The sequence below is a fragment of the Paenibacillus sp. MZ03-122A genome (assembly GCF_024213325.1).
Classification (GTDB): domain Bacteria; phylum Bacillota; class Bacilli; order Paenibacillales; family Paenibacillaceae; genus Paenibacillus; species Paenibacillus polymyxa_B.
The window spans coordinates 22,545-40,498 of sequence record NZ_JANAVI010000015.1 but is presented as its reverse complement, the minus strand read 5'-3'; the positions used below and the strand labels follow the sequence as shown (position 1 = coordinate 40,498).

Sequence of the window (17,954 nt, the reverse complement as noted above, 5' to 3'; positions counted from 1 at the left end):
GTGAAGAAGCATGAAAGTATTAACCGTTGTTTCACACCCGAGAAAAGATTCCTTGACCTTTAAGGTTGCTGATCGTTTCGTACAGGGTCTTGCCGATGCAGGCCACGATTATGAGATATTGGATTTGCATGAGATTGGTTTTGATCCTATTTTAAAAGGAGTAGATGAACCGGATTTGACAGTTGCGGAACAGTCCTTTTCCCCTGAAGTAGAAATGGAAATGAGGCGGATGAAGGAGCATGATGCATTGGCATTTATTTTCCCTCTTTGGTGGTGGAATTTGCCAGCTATGCTGAAAGGTTATATTGACCGTGTATGGAACAATGGGTTTGCGTACGGTTCGAATTACCTGCATCATCAGCATGTCTTGTGGATTGGCTTGGCCGGAGTTTCGAAGGAACAGATGAAAAAGCGTAATTATGATGAAATGATTACTCATTTGCTGAATGTGGGAATTGCAGATTATTGCGGGGTTTCCAATTCCAAGGTTGAATTCTTATATGAGACCCTGAGTTCAAATTCCGGTCATTTTGAAATGCTGCTGGACCAAGCTTATCACTTGGGTTTGAATTATGCCAAGGATTAGGCTTTATTTACAATCCTCACCCTTCAACACGAAGGCCGGAAATCCTAACAGAATGTGAGAAAGAATTGTTTTTCCACAAGGAGACCTAAGTAGTAACAAAAAAAAGATACTAACCTAGCCATTTTTTCTATGGACATGGGTTAGCGTCTTTTCATTTATCTACATTTAACTGGCTTTCGACAGTAAGTAAAGGAAATAAGGGGTGACCAGTATGGTGATAATAATTCCGGTTGGAATAGCTGCCCCAAAACTAATCGTCCGAGTAAGTGTGTCAGCAATCAAAATGACGAGTGCACCAACTAATGCCGTCGTAGGTAGCAATAGCTTATGATTGGGCCCTACTAGCTTGCGCGCTAGATGGGGGCTGACCATGCCTACAAAAAAGAAATTTCCGCCAAGTGCCACGCTACCAGAAGCAAGCGCAACGGCAGCAATCGTCAAGCCGATAAACTCCCTTTTAATTGCTACGCCGAGGCCCGATGCTGTCTGATTCCCCAAATTCAACGTATTGAGTGTGTTAGACCTGTAAAAAACGTAAAAACAGATGATAAGCACCCACGGGAGCAGCACCATAATATAGCTCCAGTCGTCCCCCCACAGGTCTCCAGCCTGCCATCTCAAAGCAAAGTCATACTGTTGCTTGTCTAGCCGGAGTGTCAACATCAGAGATAATGCGCTGTAGCCACTGCCCATAGCGACACCAGTTAAAATTAAGCCTGTAGGCGAGATGTCTCTTCCCCGCCTGAAAGCAAACATAAAAATCAAAAATGCTGACGTAAGGCCGCCTGCAAAAGCCAGCCCAGGAAGAAGAATAGGCGATAGCAATCCTTCACTAGCGAACAACGTAATATACATAAGTACAAATAACCCTGAGCCTGAGCTGATGCCGAGTGTTCCCGGACTGGCCATGTCGTTTTTGAGCAAGCTTTGCATAATACAGCCTGATATCCCCATGCCAATACCTACCAATATAGAAAGCACAATACGTGGCAGTCGAAAGTCAAACACGATTAGGTTCTGTTTGCTCGTTCCTTCGCCAATGATGACCTTGAAAACTTCGAGTGGAGAAAGGTTCATTTTCCCAACATTCATACTGAGTACAGCCACTAGCAGCGTCAACACTACTAACAGTAAAATAATGCTAATCCCCTTGGTATTACGGGACAGTTTCAACTAAACTCCCTCCTCTGCTTGCGCACAAGGTAGAGAAAATAGGGTACGCCCACCAAGGCAAAAATAATGCCAAGAGGTGTTTCGTGAGGACGATTGATCAGACGTCCGAGTAAATCCGCCGCCAACAGAAAGACTGCTCCATACAAAGCTGAGGCCGGGATAATATACCGATAATCCGTTCCGACCAGATGGCGCATAATGTGTGGCACGATCAAACCAACGAAGCCAACAGGGCCGACCACAATAACCGATAACCCCGTTAGAATTAATACAATTAAGGTTGAAAACAGCTTAATCCTGTTTGCACGAATACCCAAGCCTGATGCCACATCCTCCCCGAAGCTCAAAATCGTAATCGAGGGAGAAAGCACGATGGCACAGATCAAACCCACTACAAACAGTGGCGCAATGAAAGCTAATTCACCCCACTTGGCACTGGCTGTACCACCAGCAGACCAGTAATCAAGGGCTTGGCCAATCTCATACTTAATAGCGATAAACGTACTAAACGCACCAAAAAGCATGGAGATGGACATTCCTGCCAGCACCAGTCGCTGAGGCGTCATTCCTCGCTTGCCTATAGATGCGATGTAATACGTAATGCCTGTAGTGATTGCTGCACCTAGACAAGAATACAGCATGGTTTCTCCGTAGGTGCGACCAGGCAGAAAGGCCATACATAACGCAATAGCAAATGTCGAGCCAGAACTTATGCCAATGAGTCCCGAATCCGCTAGTGGATTACGAGTGGTTCCCTGCATAATTGCCCCACACACAGCCAAGCTGCACCCTACAATGATATCTGCCACGGTTCGTGGAAAACGCAAGGTGTGAATAATCTGATGTTCTGTAATGTTGGGATCAAACTGAAATATAGCACCCCATGCCAGCTTCAGGCTCATTTCCGCAGCACCAAAGGTAATAGATGCTGCGGTAACCAGCAGGAGCAGGAACACGCCCACGATCATGTAGCTTACAAAATGAAATATTCCTTTTTTATTTGGCTCTTTGTGAGTAGACATCGATTACACCCTTAGTTGGTCAATTATGCATCGTTATTTAGTCTGTTCCAGCAATTTGCTAATCATATAATCTAGCTGTCCCGTCATACTAGCAACGTCCGAATAATAGAACAGTCCTGCATATTTCGCTGGAATTTCGATGATATGTCCGTTTTTAACGGCTGGAATACTGCTCCAGATTTTTGTCTTCGCATATTCAGATTCCTTGCCTTCCTGCTTAAACCAAAGGACATAATCTCCAAAGTATTCTGCAGCTACCTCGTAGGATAAAGAACCCCGACTCTCTCCAGAATTTTTAACCAATGTGTTGAGCTTTTCCGGTTTGTGAAGTCCCAGATAATTGTAAAGCAACGTTCCTCCACGTGAGCCTGTTTCATAATATATTCCGTAAGAGCCACTGCCCCAATCCTCGAAAATGCTAAACGTTTTGTCCTTGAATATGTCGGAATTTAGTTTTTCTTTGGCCTGACTCAGCTTGCTTTCAAACAGTGAAATCACTTTGTCTGCTTCTGCTTCATGTCCTGTGGCCTGACCAAGGAATTTCAAACGTTCTATAGAGGTCATTTTATCCTCAGGTATTACAAGAACAGGCGCAATTTTAGACAGCTTATCATAATCCTTTGTATCATATGTAATGATGAGATCAGGATCATACTTCATAATTTCCTCAGTTTCCCACTTTTCAATATTGGGAATGTCGTTAAACTTATCGTAAAAAGGCATCGTTTCTTGTTTCCACCCCATGACTGCGGCTGGCTTAATCCCTAGTGTAAATACATCGCCAACATACCAGTTCACGACTACCCGTTGAGGATTAGCGGGCACCTTCACGTCTCCTTTTACCGTAGAGACTGTACGCGTATCAGAATCACTGCTTGCCTCTTCCTTCGCGGACGACGCGGGTTTAGCAGATGAATCAGAGGAACTGCCAGCATTCCCGCAACCTGAAATAACGAAAATCACTACGAATAGTGCACATAAAATCATGTGAAACTTCTTATTCATCATACGATGCATGTTGTAAATCTCCTTTGAAATATAGTAAGTGCAAAACATACTTAAAATCAGTGATATTGATAATCATTATCACTGATATCAAATTGTAAATTTTACCTCACTGATTGTCAACTGTTTCTTTAAGTTTTATGTTTTACTTTAATGGGTTCTCCAGCTCCCCTCTTCTATTTGCTTCATGCCATTCCTGATAGATTCCTCCAATTTCATAAAAAGCTTTGTTCATTACAGTTGTCAGCTCCTTCATGATCTCCTTGGTATATTTTAAATGAGTATTTATGTTATCCACTTTATATTTGCGAAGCAGATTTAGATGAGCAATGATGTGAATCGTATCTTCGATAATCCAATAAATCACATCCTCTACATCTTTCGTAAGCTTGTTTAGCATCTGTATGCCTCTTTCATACATCTGGAGCGTATAACCCCGCTTGCCTACTTGCACATACGGACTAAGATCATCATAAAAATCCGTACGGAAAGGTCGTCTTACATATTGCTCATACTGCTCTTCATATATTGAAGTTTGTTCAAGCAGCTTAATAGTCATATCTATGATTTCTTGTTCACTGTATATTTTTTTCATCAGATTTTCCCTTGCCTTTCTCTACTAAATAAATTCAAGTCATAGTTAAATTAGAATCACAAGTGATGCAATAAGAAGTCAAACTCTTTTTTTACCAACCATTAACAATTTTGTTTGATGCAAACGATAATTAGAATAGAGGGATTTCCCTCAATATATCCAACTGAAGGAGACAGGCGAATGAATAGAGTATGGACGAAAGCATCGGCTATTTTATTGGTAGTAATATCCCTGATGTTCAATGGAACGTACGCGCTCGCAGCTTCAGCAACATCAACGTATATCGTTACGTTTCAACAAGCAACCTTGGTATCCAACGATCACGTAGGCAACGAATGGGCCATTGCTGCCCAGGTGGCGGGCCAATCCATTAGTGAAGACAACAGCGTAAAGGTAAAGGTCAAATCAGGGGGCAGCATTAAGCTCTATGCGTATGCCGAGGAACAAGACAAAATTCCTGATGAAGGTGAAGCCACCAAGAATGTAAAGGTCTCCTCTGTTTCTGCCAAAGGTTCTACCGTTAAGCTAAGAGTGACGGTTACTGAAAACCGTGGACGTTACTCAGGTCATCAAGCCGTTTGGGAATTTACGTATAAGATTAAGAAACAATAATAGAAAAAATAGACCGTCACTCCCAGGAGGGGCGGTCTTCGCTTTTACAAGTCGCGGTAACTGGGCACATACCATTTCGGTATATAGGTTTGAAAGTAATCATACGCTTCCAAAACCTCTTCAGCTCGTTGCACCATATCGTCCACCTCTTTTTTGCCAAATGGAATGGCCCAGTGAACCGATGAAAGCTGATTGCTTGCAATATACAGAGCCATTAATCGAAAAAATAAATCAGGTACATGGTTATTAAAATAACCGTGGATACGGCCCGAAGCGAATAAAGGACTTAATGCTGCACACCAGGTAATTCTATTGAATTCCTCCCAAGGATCACCAAAATCCATTCTATTAAAATCAATGATACCCAGTTCACCGGATGGGGTAACCACCATATTGCCCACATGATAATCCCCATGCTGAAAAGTCTGGGGACGATTTTCTAATAGCTGACGATTTTGCTCAATAAAGCTTATGGCTTGATCTGCTCCCTTTAGGGGAATACCGCATGACTTATAGTTTGTAATATATCTGTTTATTTTGCCATTATAATGTTCAGCCCATGGGACTCGATCTTGCTCCACATGAATCTCATGCATTTTTTTCAATGCATCTCCTGCTTGAACCCCGAGTTGATACTGTTGTGCTGCGGTTAACGTAGGGATAATCTCTTCAGCATCTTTCCCTTCGATCCAGGTGAACAGGGAATATACAGATTGACCATCATGACAAATCCCAAATTCAAGCGGCCGGGACATGAACAGATTCTCCACGTGGTTCAGTTTTGTTACAGCTTCGAACTCGCGCTTCTTTTTATCATAATGTACCATATCCGCTATTCTTAGCAGCAAGTCCCTACCGTCAGTGGTTTGAATATAATATTTTTTGTCACTGGACCAGCCTCTATGAATTTCTTCCACGTGGCTCCACCTGCTGGCACCCGGTATTTCACTAAAGAGTTGATTCACGCTCATCCCCCCACGTTAAAATAGCCTTACTTACTATATATGCTTTCCATAGTTTACCTTTGAAATGACAGAGGAATCAATCTCCTTCCCGGAAAAACTCAAATAAAAAAGGCTGAAAAGACAAGCCGTCTCTTCAACCTCAATATTCACTGAGTTGCCATCGTGAAGACCCATCACTTGTATTGTCAAATCAGTAAGAATAAGAAAACTCATGTTTAAATTCGTCTACCCGTTGAATGGTTTTCAGAATATTTCGACCTTCACGTGTGCCATCAATAATACGTCGAGCTTGTTTACTATCCCCGATATTAATAACTTCTACTTGATGTTCTTTACCATATTCGAGCAAGCTGTCCATCAGTGGACTGTGTGAACGCATACCCAAGCATACGAATCCAAGATCAAAAGGAATCTCAAACTCCTGTTTTCCATGCTTTACTTTGAAGCGGTCGCTACACACTTCTGTCAATGCTGTTTCCGTATGGACGTTCACTTCCCGCTCCTCTACCATTTTCATCATGGAAATCCGAGTAATCATATCCAGATCTTTACCCAGTAACGGCATCATCTCAATAATAGAAACCTCTTGTGCTCCACGCTCTGCATAATATTCGACGACATCCAGTCCCACGGCTCCGCCGCCAACTACAGCAATGCGTTTACCTTCAAATTCCTGGAATTTCTCCATGTTGTGCAAAAGATCAAAGATGGAGAACACTTTTGTACCTGGTTTATCCAGTTGCTCATGTAAACCTGCAATGGGCGGAAGAAGTGGTGTGGCCCCCGTCGCATTGACAATAATATCAGGATTCAGAGCACTAATCATCGCCAAATCGGCTCGGGTCCCTGTTACAATGTTCAGATTGGTTAACTGTTTGGTGCGCTGAATCAGATAATCAGGGAAATCATTGATGCGTGTTTTGTCTGGCAGGCGGGCAATATCACGAGCCAAGCCGCCCAACTCTGGTTTTTCCTCAAAGAGGGTTACTTTGCAGCCTACTTCGGCTGCCGTACATGCAGCTTCCATACCAGCGGTCCCACCACCGATCACAACAACCTGAACGTTGTTTTTTACACGTTGTTTCCGGTATTCAGCTTCCTTGAACAGATCCGGATTTACCGTACAGCAAATCGGTTTACTTTTGGAGATACGGTGATCTGCACAACCAATGTTGCAAGAGATACATTTTCTAAGCAAATGTTCGTAGCCGTTTTGCACTTTAAGCACCCAGTTCGGTTCTGCAATCAAGCCTCTACCCATTGCCAGAAGATCAGCGTCACCTCTCTCCAAGATATCCTGCGCAACCTGTGGGCTCCGAATATTACCTGAAGTCATCGTGACCTTCCCGAATTTTTCTTTGACCGCTTTGGCCATATAAGAGCGCCAACCATCCGGCAGGTTCATCCCGTCAATCTGGAACTGGATGGAATCATTCAGAGCAGCAGAAACGTTCAGAATATCTACCTCATCATTAAGATACTCCAATAACTCGAGTGTATCTTCCAGTGTATTCCCACCTTCTGTGAACTCTTCCGCGCTAAACCGTAAGCAAATAGGGAAAAATGGGCCCACCACTGAACGAATTTCATCAATGACTAATCTGGCAAAACAGGTACGGTTTTCTGCGCTGCCGCCAAATTCATCCGTGCGTTTATTATACATCGGCGAAAGAAACTGACTCAGCAAGTAGGAGTGTCCCGCATGAATTTCAACACAGTCAAATCCTGCTCGTTGCGCTCTTCCCGCTGCTTCTCCGTATTTGCGCACAATGGCGTAAATTTCTTCTTTTTGCAGAGGTCTTGGAATCACTCCGCCCTTTTTGGAAGGAATATTCGAAGAAGATACAGGCTGAACTCCGTTCAGTCGTCCCACATAAGCCGAAGCACCCGCATGGTTAATTTGTACAGAAACACAAGCTCCATAAGAGTGCAGGGCTTCTGTTAATCTAAACAGTCCGGGAATAAACTGATCGTTATCCATACGCAACTGGGTTGTTCCGTTCGTACCCATTGGGAAATCCAGACAAACATTTTCTACTGTTATCAAGCCGGTACCACCTTTGGCCCGTTGCACGTAATAGTCAATATGATCCTGAACAAAGCTTCCGTCCATGGCAGCAAAGTTAGTTCCCATCGGGGGCATAACAATCCGATTTTTCAAGGTCATTCGTCGTATGGTTAGAGGTTCAAAGATAGCAGGATAGTGGTTCATTGTTCTTCCTCCTTGCGAGTTTACAAATTTCATGTTCAAGCTTCCATTAAAGCATTTTCATATGTGATTTTTTTCACTTTTGGGAATATCGAGATGTTATTGAGTACGATCATTCCTTATGGTTTGATTTTATATCATCTAATTCATAAATTCTAATGCTATTTTATGTAGTGAATCATAGTTTCAGTCTATAGATTAACTGGATTAAGACATAAAAAAGGAACAAACCTGTGAGGAATGTCCCTTTTGTGTGAAAAAATCATGCTTTTGAAACCGTTGGGCACACGCTCCAAAATCCCCTGCCCGAAAAGCTGGGTGAGTCCAATGAAAGGAAACACCTCAGCTTGACGTCAAGGGAGACTTATCTATCCGTATACAGATTATACTTTTAAATCACCATCATAGGTGGCAATCATATTGTACAGTTCAGGACGACGGTCACGGAAAATGCCCCATTCAATCCGTCCTACTTCCAGCTCATCCAGATCAAATTCAGCAGTAAGCACTTCCTCATCGGTACGACCCGCTTCTGAGATCTTGTTACCTTGATGCCCGGCAATAAAGGAAGAACCGTAGAATGTAATACTGGAGTCCTCGTCTGTTTCAGTTCCAATCCGATTGGAAGCAATGACTGGGATCAGATTGGAAGCCGCATGACCCAGCATGCAGGTCTGCCAGTGATCTTTGGAATCAATGGCAGAATCCTGTGGTTCTGAGCCAATAGCTGTCGGATAGAACAAAAGTTCTGCGCCCATGAGCGCCATACAGCGGGCCGCCTCAGGGTACCATTGATCCCAGCACACGCCTACCCCAATTTTGGCGTAACGTGTATTCCATACTTTAAAACCGGTATCGCCCGGATTAAAATAAAATTTTTCCTCATACCCAGGACCGTCAGGGATATGGCTTTTACGGTATTTACCCAACACTTCACCGTCTGCGTCAATGACAGCAAGACTGTTGTAGCGCGCGTAGTTTTTCTTTTCATAAAAACTGATGGGCAGCACAACCTGTAATTCTTTGGCGATCTTCTTAAAATGGTTAACCGCCTTGTTGTGCTCCAGCTCAGTTGCATATGAATAATAATCAGATTTTTCCTTCTGACAGAAATATGGAGTTTCGAACAACTCCTGTAGCAAAATAATTTGTGCGCCCTGCGCTGCCGCTTCACGTACTAGCTTCTCTGCTTTACTAATATTTTCTTCGATATTGGTAGAGCAGCTCATTTGAGTTGCTGCCACTTTTACTTTTCTCACGTTAGTCCTCCTTTTAGATGTTGTATCATTCAACGCTTTACAGCAGGCATCTGCTGGGTCGTACAGTGTACGTTACCGCCTTCACGGATGACCGCCATACCGTCTACAGTACGAATGGTGCGATCTGGAAATACATTTGCCAGCACTTGCTCAGCTGCAAGATCGCTCTCAGCGGCAGTGCCGCCAAACACCGGCAAAATAATGCCGCCATTCACAAAGTAGAAGTTAATATAGCTCAGTGTCAATCGGCTATCTTCATAATCCACGCGTGGTGGCTGGCCGATCCGAATCACTTCCAGCTTACGGCCTTGAGCATCCGTTGCTTGCTCCAAAATACGCAGATTTTCCTGCGTGATTTCGTAATTTTCATCCTCAGGATCATCACATACTTGCATAATGACCTTGCCAGGAGCTGCAAAACAAGCAATATTGTCCACATGACCATCTGTTTCGTCGCCACTAAGACCACGTTTTAGCCATATTATTTTCTCTACACCTGCATACTCACATACATACCGTTCAATTTCTTCTCTGCTTAATTCCGGATTTCGGTTGGGATTGAGCAAACACTCTTCGGTTGTAATCAGTGTGCCTTCGCCGTCTACGTGCAATGAGCCGCCTTCCATCACAAGCGGTGCATCAAACCGTGGAACTCCAAGTTGGTCCAAAATTTGCGGCGCAACCTGGTCATCTAGATCCCATGGAGCGTATTTTCCACCCCAGGCATTAAACTTCCAGTTTACACCTGCCAACTGACCATGCTCGTCTGTGAGAAAAGTAGGGCCGTTGTCACGCAGCCACGCATCGCTGTGCTCAATTGGCAGCAGTTCTACCCGTTCCCCAAGTTCAAGCGCCTTAACGCTCTCCAGATCATCCGGATTTACGACCACAGTAACTGGTTCAAATTCCGCCATGGCGCGTACAATTCCGGCATACCCCTTGCATACATCAGCATGCATATCTGGGTAAACCATTGAAGATTTTACAGGCCAAGAAATATACGTGCGTTCATGTGGCGCCCATTCAGGCGGCATCTTATAATGTGAATCCTTAATTTGCATGTATTGAAGCTCTCTTTCTTTTTCATAATGTAGACTCCGCTCCTATCATACAATAATATGATCTTTGTCTCAATCGAAGCGGAAAAGTTTTAATAATTTACATTCACATTGGAATAAATTAGTTTGAAAACGTGATTGCTTTCACCGTATTCCCATCAAAATCCTTCACAGTGAATTGTGCTCCCTCCAGCACACCGTAAGAGGATGGATAGTTTTCTTTTGGCAGCGAGATCGAACCGGGGTTCAGTATAAAGACCCCATTCTCCACATCTGCTACCGGAATATGAGTATGTCCCTGGATGAACACATCTCCCGCTTCCAGTGGTGGTAAATTTCCGATACTAAAGCCATGTCCGTGCGTGACATAGATTCTCCGTCCTTCATGGTGCAACAAAGCATAATCACCCATCATAGGAAACTCCAGTAGCATCTGATCCACCTCTGCATCGCAATTCCCGCGCACAGAAACCGCAATATGGGACTTGTACTTATTCAGCAGAGCTGCCACTTCTGCCGGATTATACCCTTCTGGTAATGGATTACGTGGTCCGTGGTACATATAGTCTCCGAGCAGAATAAGACGATCGGCTTTCTCCTCCCTGTACTTTTCCAGTGCCAATTGCAACCAGTGTAATGAGCCGTGAATATCTGATATAAACATCAATTTCATGATTGTTCTTTCCTTTCTGAATAGGCTAAAGAATATTCCACTTAAGCACATTATTGCATTATTCCCTGAACAAATCTGTGCAAAATTGTTCTTTTGTTTGGTAACACTCTATCAGTTGTCTTCCCAAGTAAAGTTTTGATGAGTGTTTCTCGTTCTTCGATATTTCCTAGGATGAAGCTGATTATATTCGTGGCAGAGACTTTTGGCGTATAAACGTTCTTCAATCAACTCTTCAGAACTGGAAAGCTACTCACATTGAAATTTCCACCAAATTACCTTCTGGATCTTTAATTACGCTTTCATAATAGCCGTCACCTGTCAATCTTGGCTGACCCACAACTTCATATCCTGCATGCATGAGCTGCTCTGTCTTTTCATTCACTCGAGCTTTACTTCCAACGGAAAATGCCACATGAGCCCAGCCCGTAATATTTATCTGTGGTGAATGATCTACTCCCGTTTTACGCATAACCTCTAACCTTGCTCCATCCTCAAAGGTGATAAAATAGGACTCAAATCCTTTTGTAGCGTTATAATATTTATCGTTAGATTTACCATCAAAATATTGCTCGTAAAAGCTTTTCATCTTTTCTAAGTCTCTCACCCAGATCGCTACATGCTCAATCTTCATTATTTTCCTCCTTCTGCAGCCCTCATCATTAAAAAATCATTAATTTATACTGGACTCAATTTTTAGCATAGTTATTATTAATGTTTTAATAAGTCTCAATATATCTCAGTAATTCATTTTTGTCCAATCTATTTATCATCAATTATCAATAAATAACGCTTACGAATCATTCATGAAAGCTCTTTCGTCCTCAGTTTGTAACTCGGTTGCTAATACCCCTTAAAAAATTAGCGACCGCTTCGTAAAAGAGAAGAAGCGGTCGCTATCTATAAGCCTTCATTGTATATTTAATACTTAATCACTGGTTTATTTATAAATTAACGTTTCAAGCTTTCACCGTTCGTAGCAATAACTTCTTTGTACCAATGGAACGATTTCTTCGGATATCTTTCAAGTGTACCGCTGCCATCATCATGACGGTCTACGTAAATGTAGCCATAACGTTTTTTAAGCTGAGCGGTCGAAGCGCTGACAAGGTCAATACATCCCCAAGACGTATAGCCCAAAACCTCTACTCCGTCCTCAATAGCTTCTCCAACTTGAACCAAATGATCATTCAGGTAGTTGATTCGGTAGTCATCCTCAACCGTTTTTTCGCCTTTTTCATTCGTGATCAGTTCATCAACGGCGCCCAGGCCATTTTCAACGATGAAAAGTGGTTTTTGGAAGCGATCATAGAACGTATTCAGTACATAACGCAGACCTTGCGGATCAATTTGCCAGCCCCACTCACTTGCCTCGAGATGCGGATTGATGACACCACCAAGGATGTTACCTTCACCTTTGACTTTTTTAGCTTCGTCAGCTGTCTCACAAGTACTCATATAATAGCTGAACGAGATAAAATCAACGGTATGCTTCAAATCTTCGGCATCACCTGGTTCAAAGTGAATAGAAATTCCGTTTTCTTTAAAGAAACGTTTCATGTAACCTGGGTATTGACCTCTTGCGTGAATATCGGCAAATGCCATGTTTCTGTGATCGAATTCCATCGCAGCAATCACATCGTCTGGATTAGGTGTCAGCGGATAAGTAGGCATACTCAGCACCATACAGCCAATTTTGAAATCAGGGTTGATCTGATGACCGATTTTTACCGCTCTTGCACTCGCTACAAGCTCATGGTGAATAGCTTGATAAAGATCTTGCTCACTAAGTTGATCTTTTGGTGTGCTAATTCCTCCACTCATGAATGGTGCTTCAAGAATGGAATTGATTTCATTGAAAGTCAACCAGTATTTAACTTTATCTTTGTAGCGATTAAATACAGTTGTAGCATAGCGCTCATAAAAATCAACAAGCTTACGGTTTACCCAACCATCGTATTCTCTGGACAAATGTAAAGGTGTTTCATAGTGAGATAATGTAACGAGTGGCTCAATTCCATATTTGTGAAGTTCATCAAATAAATCATCATAAAATTGCAAGCCCTTTTCGTTAGGCTCCAGTTCGTCACCTTTAGGGAAGATACGTGACCATGCAATAGAAGTACGGAATACTTTGAAGCCCATTTCCGCAAAAAGTTTGATATCTTCTTTATAATGATGATAAAAATCAATACCGATCAACTTCATGTTATCTTCTGTTGGTACATCCGTAACGGGCCCCCAGCCACCACGAGGAGTTACATCCTGAATGGACCAGCCTTTTCCATCTTCTTGATAAGCGCCTTCGAGCTGATTAGCAGCAACTGCTCCGCCCCACAGGAAATCTTTTGGAAACTGTGTACTCATATTTTCTCCGCCTTTGCTGATGTTTTTCATTAACTAGATAGAAATACGTTACCTCTATGCTAATGTGTTATAAGTACTTCTAAATGAATCTTAAGGTTTGTAACGCGTTTCATGTCAAGTATTATTTTAAAAACTTCTAGAGCTTATAACTGTATTATCTCCAATAAGTACTCCCCTATTTATAACTCTTCTATTATTGAGTAAAATGACTATTCTTTAATTGGCGGATCTACATGAATATCTCTATCTGGTTCAGTGCTTACCCAACGTGTAAAGATAACCTGAAATCCGGCTCGAGTCGGCGCGCAGGCAAAAGGACCCGCCTGTTGTCCCGTTTCATAAGGAAAGCGTGCTACACGTACGGTGCGCCAGCTTTGATTTTCGGTTCGAGCTCTAATGATAGCTGCATCCTGTAGCTGTGAAGCACGAATCGTGACATTTTTCCCTACCCATTCAGGTACAGGAGCTAATGACCAATCGGAATAGCCATCTGTGACTACGACAGCTAATTGAGGAATTCCGTCATTTAATTCAATCCCAGCTTTAATCCACTTTTGCTGTCCTTGATACAGCATTATACCGGCCTGATCATAGAGCTCCGTAAATGAGCCTAATTGAAACGTGACTTCGATGGCTGAGCCTTCTTCCCAGTCTGTAAGCAGGGAATGTCCGCTACTGCGTTCAAATCCATACAAAGTTTTTTCCCAGTAGTCGCTTCCTTCTCTGGTTTCAACTTTAAGAAACTGGTCTTCTTCTATGGATGATACAGGGTGATTAGTCCATGTTCCTGTAGTCCATGCAATTGATTTTTGAGTCATTGATCTCATCCTCTCATGCTTTATTGAACGATGTCCTATTTCCTTTTCTCCACCAATTGCAAATTGTACGTCAGACTTTCAAGGGTCACCGAAATCAACCCATACATATATTCATCATGCGTATCGTTTTTCACAAAAATCTCGGGCATATGTTCTTTGGGTACATCTTTTAGACAGCCGTTATAAATATCGTCCAACAGAGTCGGCTTGGATAACTCTCCAGTCAAAGCGATAGATACAGGGTCTATAATTGCAATAATGGAAGTAATCGTTTGGATCGCCAGAGGAACAAATCCCTCTGTGCTATTTAACTGTTTAAGCTGTTCCTCTCTTGTTAAATCAAAGGGTAAGAAGGACACCTCCCCCGCAAACTTGGTATTTCCTTTTAACAAATGTCCGTCGACAATAAAACCCGCTCCGGGGAAATTGTCTTTGGGAAACGAAACAATAGCAAAGGTTTTATCCTCATCATAATTCTGCATGTTATAAAATCCGTAGACTGTCAAATGCATATCATTTTCAATGGTAACTTCTAATCCGTATTTATCTTGAAGCCGTGGACCTACAGGGACTCCTATGAGCAGGTCGAGATCGCAAACATCGATAATCCCTTGATGAACAACCCCAGGTATGCCAATCCCAATGGCTTTGACGTTTCCATAGTTATTAATCAGCTCTCCAATTTGGGTTTCTATGACCTCATAATCAATATGGGGCACTATGGAAGTATTCTCGATGATGATATCACCAAGCAAATTAGCAACAGCATAAGTAAGAGAATGTATACCGCCTTCCGTTTTCACATTTAAACAGATAATATATGAATAATCAGCGTTATATTTGTACCGTCTAGCCGGACGTCCGCCGTTCGATTCTTCCAATTCCGTCTCTAATACTTCCCCGGTTTGAAGAAGCTCATTCAGAATATTTCCGCAGGTTGCCACACTAAGACCTGTGATACTGGCTATGGATGACTTGGTTGCATATTCCTTGGATTTCAGTGTGTTTTTAACTAACTCTACATTAATTTGTTTAACCCGAATGGTATTATTGGAGACTGGTTGTATTTGAATACACTCCTTTTCCAGTATTTATTAAAAGGTTTATAATAAGTTGTAATATACCGCTCTGCCTGCAAAAAGTCAATTTGTACGCGTCTTCCTCTTCTCCTCTATCATCATGCTATACTATAAATAAGAAACAAATTTTTAGTGCGCATCTTTGCGATGAAACTAAGTGAATTAGGAGGGATTCTGTTGTCAGCTATTGAGTATATAGCAATAATCGCGTTGCTCCTCTCCGTCATACTTTTTATTAAGGTCTATAGCCTTCAATCGCGTCTTAATGACCTGAAATCCGACGTGGAGCGTCTTGAAAATCGTTCAGGAATACAAGGAACATCGCTGTCAGGTACTATTGCTGCCACTCCTTCACATGTTCTAGATGCAGGAGCTTCAGAAGATATCAATGAAAAGTTGCTCCTGCTAATTAGGGAAGGAAAAAAGATTCAAGCCATAAAAGAGTTGAGAACCGCTAAGGATCTTTCCCTTAAGGATGCAAAGGATTATGTCGATCAATTGGAAAAACTCTAAAGAAAGGAAGAAATAAGATGAGTTCCAGCAAAACAAACGCCATGCGCATATTGGATGGGCAACACATACAATACAATATTTTGAGTTATGATCATCAAGACGGAAAAATAGACGGGATGAATGTGGCTGAGAAAATAGAGAGAGCCCCAGAAATGGTTTTCAAAACTTTGATTGCACACAGCAAACAAAATCTGTTTGTTTTTGTAATCCCTGTACATAAAGAGCTTGATCTCAAAAAAGCAGCCAAATCCGCGGGAGAGAAAAAAATTGAAATGCTTCCAGTTAAGGATTTGCAAAAGTATACGGGATATATTCGCGGTGGCTGTTCCCCCATAGGAATGAAAAAGCTCTACCCCACTTTTATCGACCAGCCTGCATTGGAACTGGAAGCCATCGTTGTGAGCGGTGGGAAAATTGGGACCCAACTGGAGTTGAGTCCACACGATTTAGCTCAAATCATTCAAGCACAGTTTGCAGATCTGACGTATACAGCATAAAACTCACCACATGATCATAAAATCTTTATGCAGATTTTCTCTAATCCCTTGCTTCATCAAGCTTCAACTTGGAGAGGAAGATCTAATGATGCATAATGATTGCCCGAAAAATGTAAGAATCCCCCAACCCATCAGAAGCGATGGTGCTGGGGGCATCGACAAGGGCCCACGTGATGTGATGAGGGATCTACAAAATCCCGATATGCTGGTTCCCCCCGTAACGGACAATGGTCTCATTCCGAATATGAGATTTTCTTTTTCTGACGCCCATATGCAGCTTAATCATGGTGGGTGGTCAAGAGAAGTAACGGTAAGAGAATTACCTATTGCCACAACCCTTGCCGGGGTGAATATGAGTTTGACGCCGGGAGGTGTACGTGAGCTTCACTGGCATCAGCAGGCGGAATGGTCTTATATGCTGTTGGGAAGTGCTCGTATTACGGCAGTTGACCAAAATGGACGTAATTTTATTGCTGATGTGGGTCCCGGGGATCTCTGGTACTTTCCTCCTGGCATTCCCCACTCTATACAGGGGCTTGAGGATGGCTGTGAATTTTTGCTGGTTTTTGATGATGGCAGCTTTTCCGATCTGAACACCCTATCCATCTCGGATTGGTTCGCACATACTCCCAAAGACGTGCTTTCTGCAAATTTTGGTGTATCAGAAGCTGATTTTGCAGCAATTCCTCAAGAACAAGTATACATCTATCAGGATTCAATTCCTGGTTCAATTCAAAGCCAAGCGGTTCCCTCTCCTTACGGGACGTTGCCCCAATCCTTCAAGCATGAATTACTAGCCCAGCCCCCAATCAAAACACCGGGCGGAAGCGTACGAATCGTCGACTCCTCTAATTTTCCGATTTCCAAAACCATCGCAGCCGCCCTTGTTGAGATTGAGCCCGGAGCCATGCGAGAAATGCACTGGCATCCCAATAATGACGAATGGCAATACTATCTTACAGGGCAAGGACGGATGACTGTCTTTGGTGGTAATGGCGCTGCCCGCACATTTGATTTTAGAGCCGGAGATGTCGGATATGTGCCCTTTGCTTATGGTCATTACATTCAAAATACTGGCTCTAGCTCATTATGGTTTCTTGAAATGTTTAAGAGTGACCGTTTTGCGGATGTTTCACTAAATCAATGGATGGCTCTTACCCCCACAGAACTGATTCAGAGTAATTTACATGTAGGTGTTGATGTAATCTCTAATTTACGAAAGGTAAAATGGCCTGTCGTTAAGTATCCCGGGTATTCTTTTTACCCAAAGGATGGGCTCTGAAGAATCCGCTGAACGTGTGTCTTGTCCGTGCTCTCATTAAAAAAACATAATCTCATGCGCATTTCTTACTGCTTTAGGTAATTTTTTAGCGGATAGTTCCGGCCTTAAGGATTGGATTTGTATGCAAAGATATAGGCATCCCACTTTAGCCAGTAGCCTATATCTTTTGTAGCATTATAACTGTGGCAGACTCAATCCCTCCCCTTCTGGCATTTGAACATCCATCAACACTACATGTGGATGG

19 protein-coding genes are annotated in these 17,954 nt (G+C 42.6%); 5 read left to right on the top strand and 14 right to left on the bottom strand.

Annotation, left to right across the window (positions count from 1 at the left end; translation table 11 throughout):
• The first annotated feature begins 10 nt into the window (after positions 1 to 10).
• Entirely contained in the window at positions 11 to 586 is a 576-nt protein-coding gene (locus NLX74_RS22075; protein WP_254330205.1) for an NAD(P)H oxidoreductase, read from the top strand.
• Between the two features lie 165 nt (positions 587 to 751).
• Here NLX74_RS22075 and NLX74_RS22070 read toward each other — a convergent pair whose 3' ends face one another.
• The 4 genes from NLX74_RS22070 to NLX74_RS22055 all read right to left on the bottom strand — a co-directional run bounded on the left by NLX74_RS22070 (position 752) and on the right by NLX74_RS22055 (position 4,381).
• The gene (locus NLX74_RS22070; RefSeq protein ID WP_254330203.1) at positions 752 to 1,759 is read right to left on the bottom strand and encodes a FecCD family ABC transporter permease; all 1,008 of its coding nucleotides are present in this window, start codon (positions 1,757 to 1,759) and stop codon (positions 752 to 754) included.
• Entirely contained in the window at positions 1,756 to 2,781 is a 1,026-nt protein-coding gene (locus NLX74_RS22065) for a FecCD family ABC transporter permease (protein ID WP_235306290.1), read from the bottom strand. Before NLX74_RS22065 ends, NLX74_RS22070 begins: the two co-directional genes overlap by 4 nt.
• Positions 2,782 to 2,814: 33 nt before the next feature.
• Positions 2,815 to 3,798 (bottom strand): ABC transporter substrate-binding protein, encoded by a 984-nt coding sequence (locus NLX74_RS22060; protein ID WP_235306291.1) that lies wholly within the window; start codon positions 3,796 to 3,798, stop codon positions 2,815 to 2,817.
• Positions 3,799 to 3,931: 133 nt separating this feature from the next.
• Positions 3,932 to 4,381 carry an Imm63 family immunity protein gene (locus NLX74_RS22055; RefSeq protein WP_061830167.1) on the bottom strand — a complete coding sequence of 150 codons (450 nt, stop codon included), beginning with the start codon at positions 4,379 to 4,381 and terminating at the stop codon, positions 3,932 to 3,934.
• A gap of 180 nt (positions 4,382 to 4,561) precedes the next feature.
• Here NLX74_RS22055 and NLX74_RS22050 point away from each other — a divergent pair, with 180 nt between their 5' ends.
• Complete coding sequence (locus NLX74_RS22050) at positions 4,562 to 4,993, top strand: hypothetical protein (RefSeq protein ID WP_235306293.1); 432 nt, start codon at positions 4,562 to 4,564, stop codon at positions 4,991 to 4,993.
• A 44-nt stretch (positions 4,994 to 5,037) separates the two neighbouring features.
• On the opposite strand, the gene NLX74_RS22045 is transcribed toward NLX74_RS22050, so the two are convergent.
• The 10 genes from NLX74_RS22045 to NLX74_RS22000 all read right to left on the bottom strand — a co-directional run bounded on the left by NLX74_RS22045 (position 5,038) and on the right by NLX74_RS22000 (position 15,283).
• Entirely contained in the window at positions 5,038 to 5,958 is a 921-nt protein-coding gene (locus tag NLX74_RS22045) for an aminoglycoside phosphotransferase family protein (protein WP_254330202.1), read from the bottom strand.
• Positions 5,959 to 6,148: 190 nt separating this feature from the next.
• Entirely contained in the window at positions 6,149 to 8,170 is a 2,022-nt protein-coding gene (locus NLX74_RS22040; RefSeq protein ID WP_254330196.1) for an NAD(P)/FAD-dependent oxidoreductase, read from the bottom strand.
• Between the two features lie 380 nt (positions 8,171 to 8,550).
• Positions 8,551 to 9,426, bottom strand: coding sequence for an N-carbamoylputrescine amidase (aguB, locus tag NLX74_RS22035; RefSeq protein WP_254330194.1), 876 nt, complete (start codon positions 9,424 to 9,426; stop codon positions 8,551 to 8,553).
• Positions 9,427 to 9,455: 29 nt separating this feature from the next.
• Positions 9,456 to 10,487 (bottom strand): agmatine deiminase family protein, encoded by a 1,032-nt coding sequence (locus NLX74_RS22030; RefSeq protein WP_254330192.1) that lies wholly within the window; start codon positions 10,485 to 10,487, stop codon positions 9,456 to 9,458.
• Between the two features lie 118 nt (positions 10,488 to 10,605).
• A complete protein-coding gene (gene yfcE, locus NLX74_RS22025) occupies positions 10,606 to 11,157 on the bottom strand; it encodes a phosphodiesterase (protein WP_254330190.1) in 552 nt (183 codons plus the stop codon).
• 111 nt (positions 11,158 to 11,268) lie between these two features.
• Positions 11,269 to 11,385, bottom strand: coding sequence for a maltose acetyltransferase domain-containing protein (locus NLX74_RS22020; protein ID WP_254330188.1), 117 nt, complete (start codon positions 11,383 to 11,385; stop codon positions 11,269 to 11,271).
• Positions 11,386 to 11,407: 22 nt separating this feature from the next.
• A complete protein-coding gene (locus tag NLX74_RS22015) occupies positions 11,408 to 11,788 on the bottom strand; it encodes a VOC family protein (RefSeq protein ID WP_023988486.1) in 381 nt (126 codons plus the stop codon).
• Positions 11,789 to 12,105: 317 nt separating this feature from the next.
• Complete coding sequence (locus NLX74_RS22010; protein WP_250245222.1) at positions 12,106 to 13,521, bottom strand: glycoside hydrolase family 1 protein; 1,416 nt, start codon at positions 13,519 to 13,521, stop codon at positions 12,106 to 12,108.
• A 209-nt stretch (positions 13,522 to 13,730) separates the two neighbouring features.
• Entirely contained in the window at positions 13,731 to 14,339 is a 609-nt protein-coding gene (locus NLX74_RS22005; RefSeq protein WP_254330186.1) for a DUF1349 domain-containing protein, read from the bottom strand.
• Between the two features lie 35 nt (positions 14,340 to 14,374).
• Complete coding sequence (locus tag NLX74_RS22000) at positions 14,375 to 15,283, bottom strand: ROK family protein (protein ID WP_081330751.1); 909 nt, start codon at positions 15,281 to 15,283, stop codon at positions 14,375 to 14,377.
• Positions 15,284 to 15,565: 282 nt separating this feature from the next.
• Here NLX74_RS22000 and NLX74_RS21995 point away from each other — a divergent pair, with 282 nt between their 5' ends.
• The 3 genes from NLX74_RS21995 to NLX74_RS21985 all read left to right on the top strand — a co-directional run bounded on the left by NLX74_RS21995 (position 15,566) and on the right by NLX74_RS21985 (position 17,710).
• Positions 15,566 to 15,931 carry a ribosomal protein L7/L12 gene (locus tag NLX74_RS21995; RefSeq protein WP_483311662.1) on the top strand — a complete coding sequence of 122 codons (366 nt, stop codon included), beginning with the start codon at positions 15,566 to 15,568 and terminating at the stop codon, positions 15,929 to 15,931.
• A 17-nt stretch (positions 15,932 to 15,948) separates the two neighbouring features.
• Positions 15,949 to 16,428 carry a Cys-tRNA(Pro) deacylase gene (gene ybaK / locus NLX74_RS21990; protein ID WP_254330183.1) on the top strand — a complete coding sequence of 160 codons (480 nt, stop codon included), beginning with the start codon at positions 15,949 to 15,951 and terminating at the stop codon, positions 16,426 to 16,428.
• 88 nt (positions 16,429 to 16,516) lie between these two features.
• Positions 16,517 to 17,710: an oxalate decarboxylase family bicupin gene (locus NLX74_RS21985; RefSeq protein ID WP_254330316.1), complete on the top strand. Its 1,194-nt coding sequence runs from the start codon at positions 16,517 to 16,519 to the stop codon at positions 17,708 to 17,710.
• Positions 17,711 to 17,954: the final 244 nt, after the last annotated feature.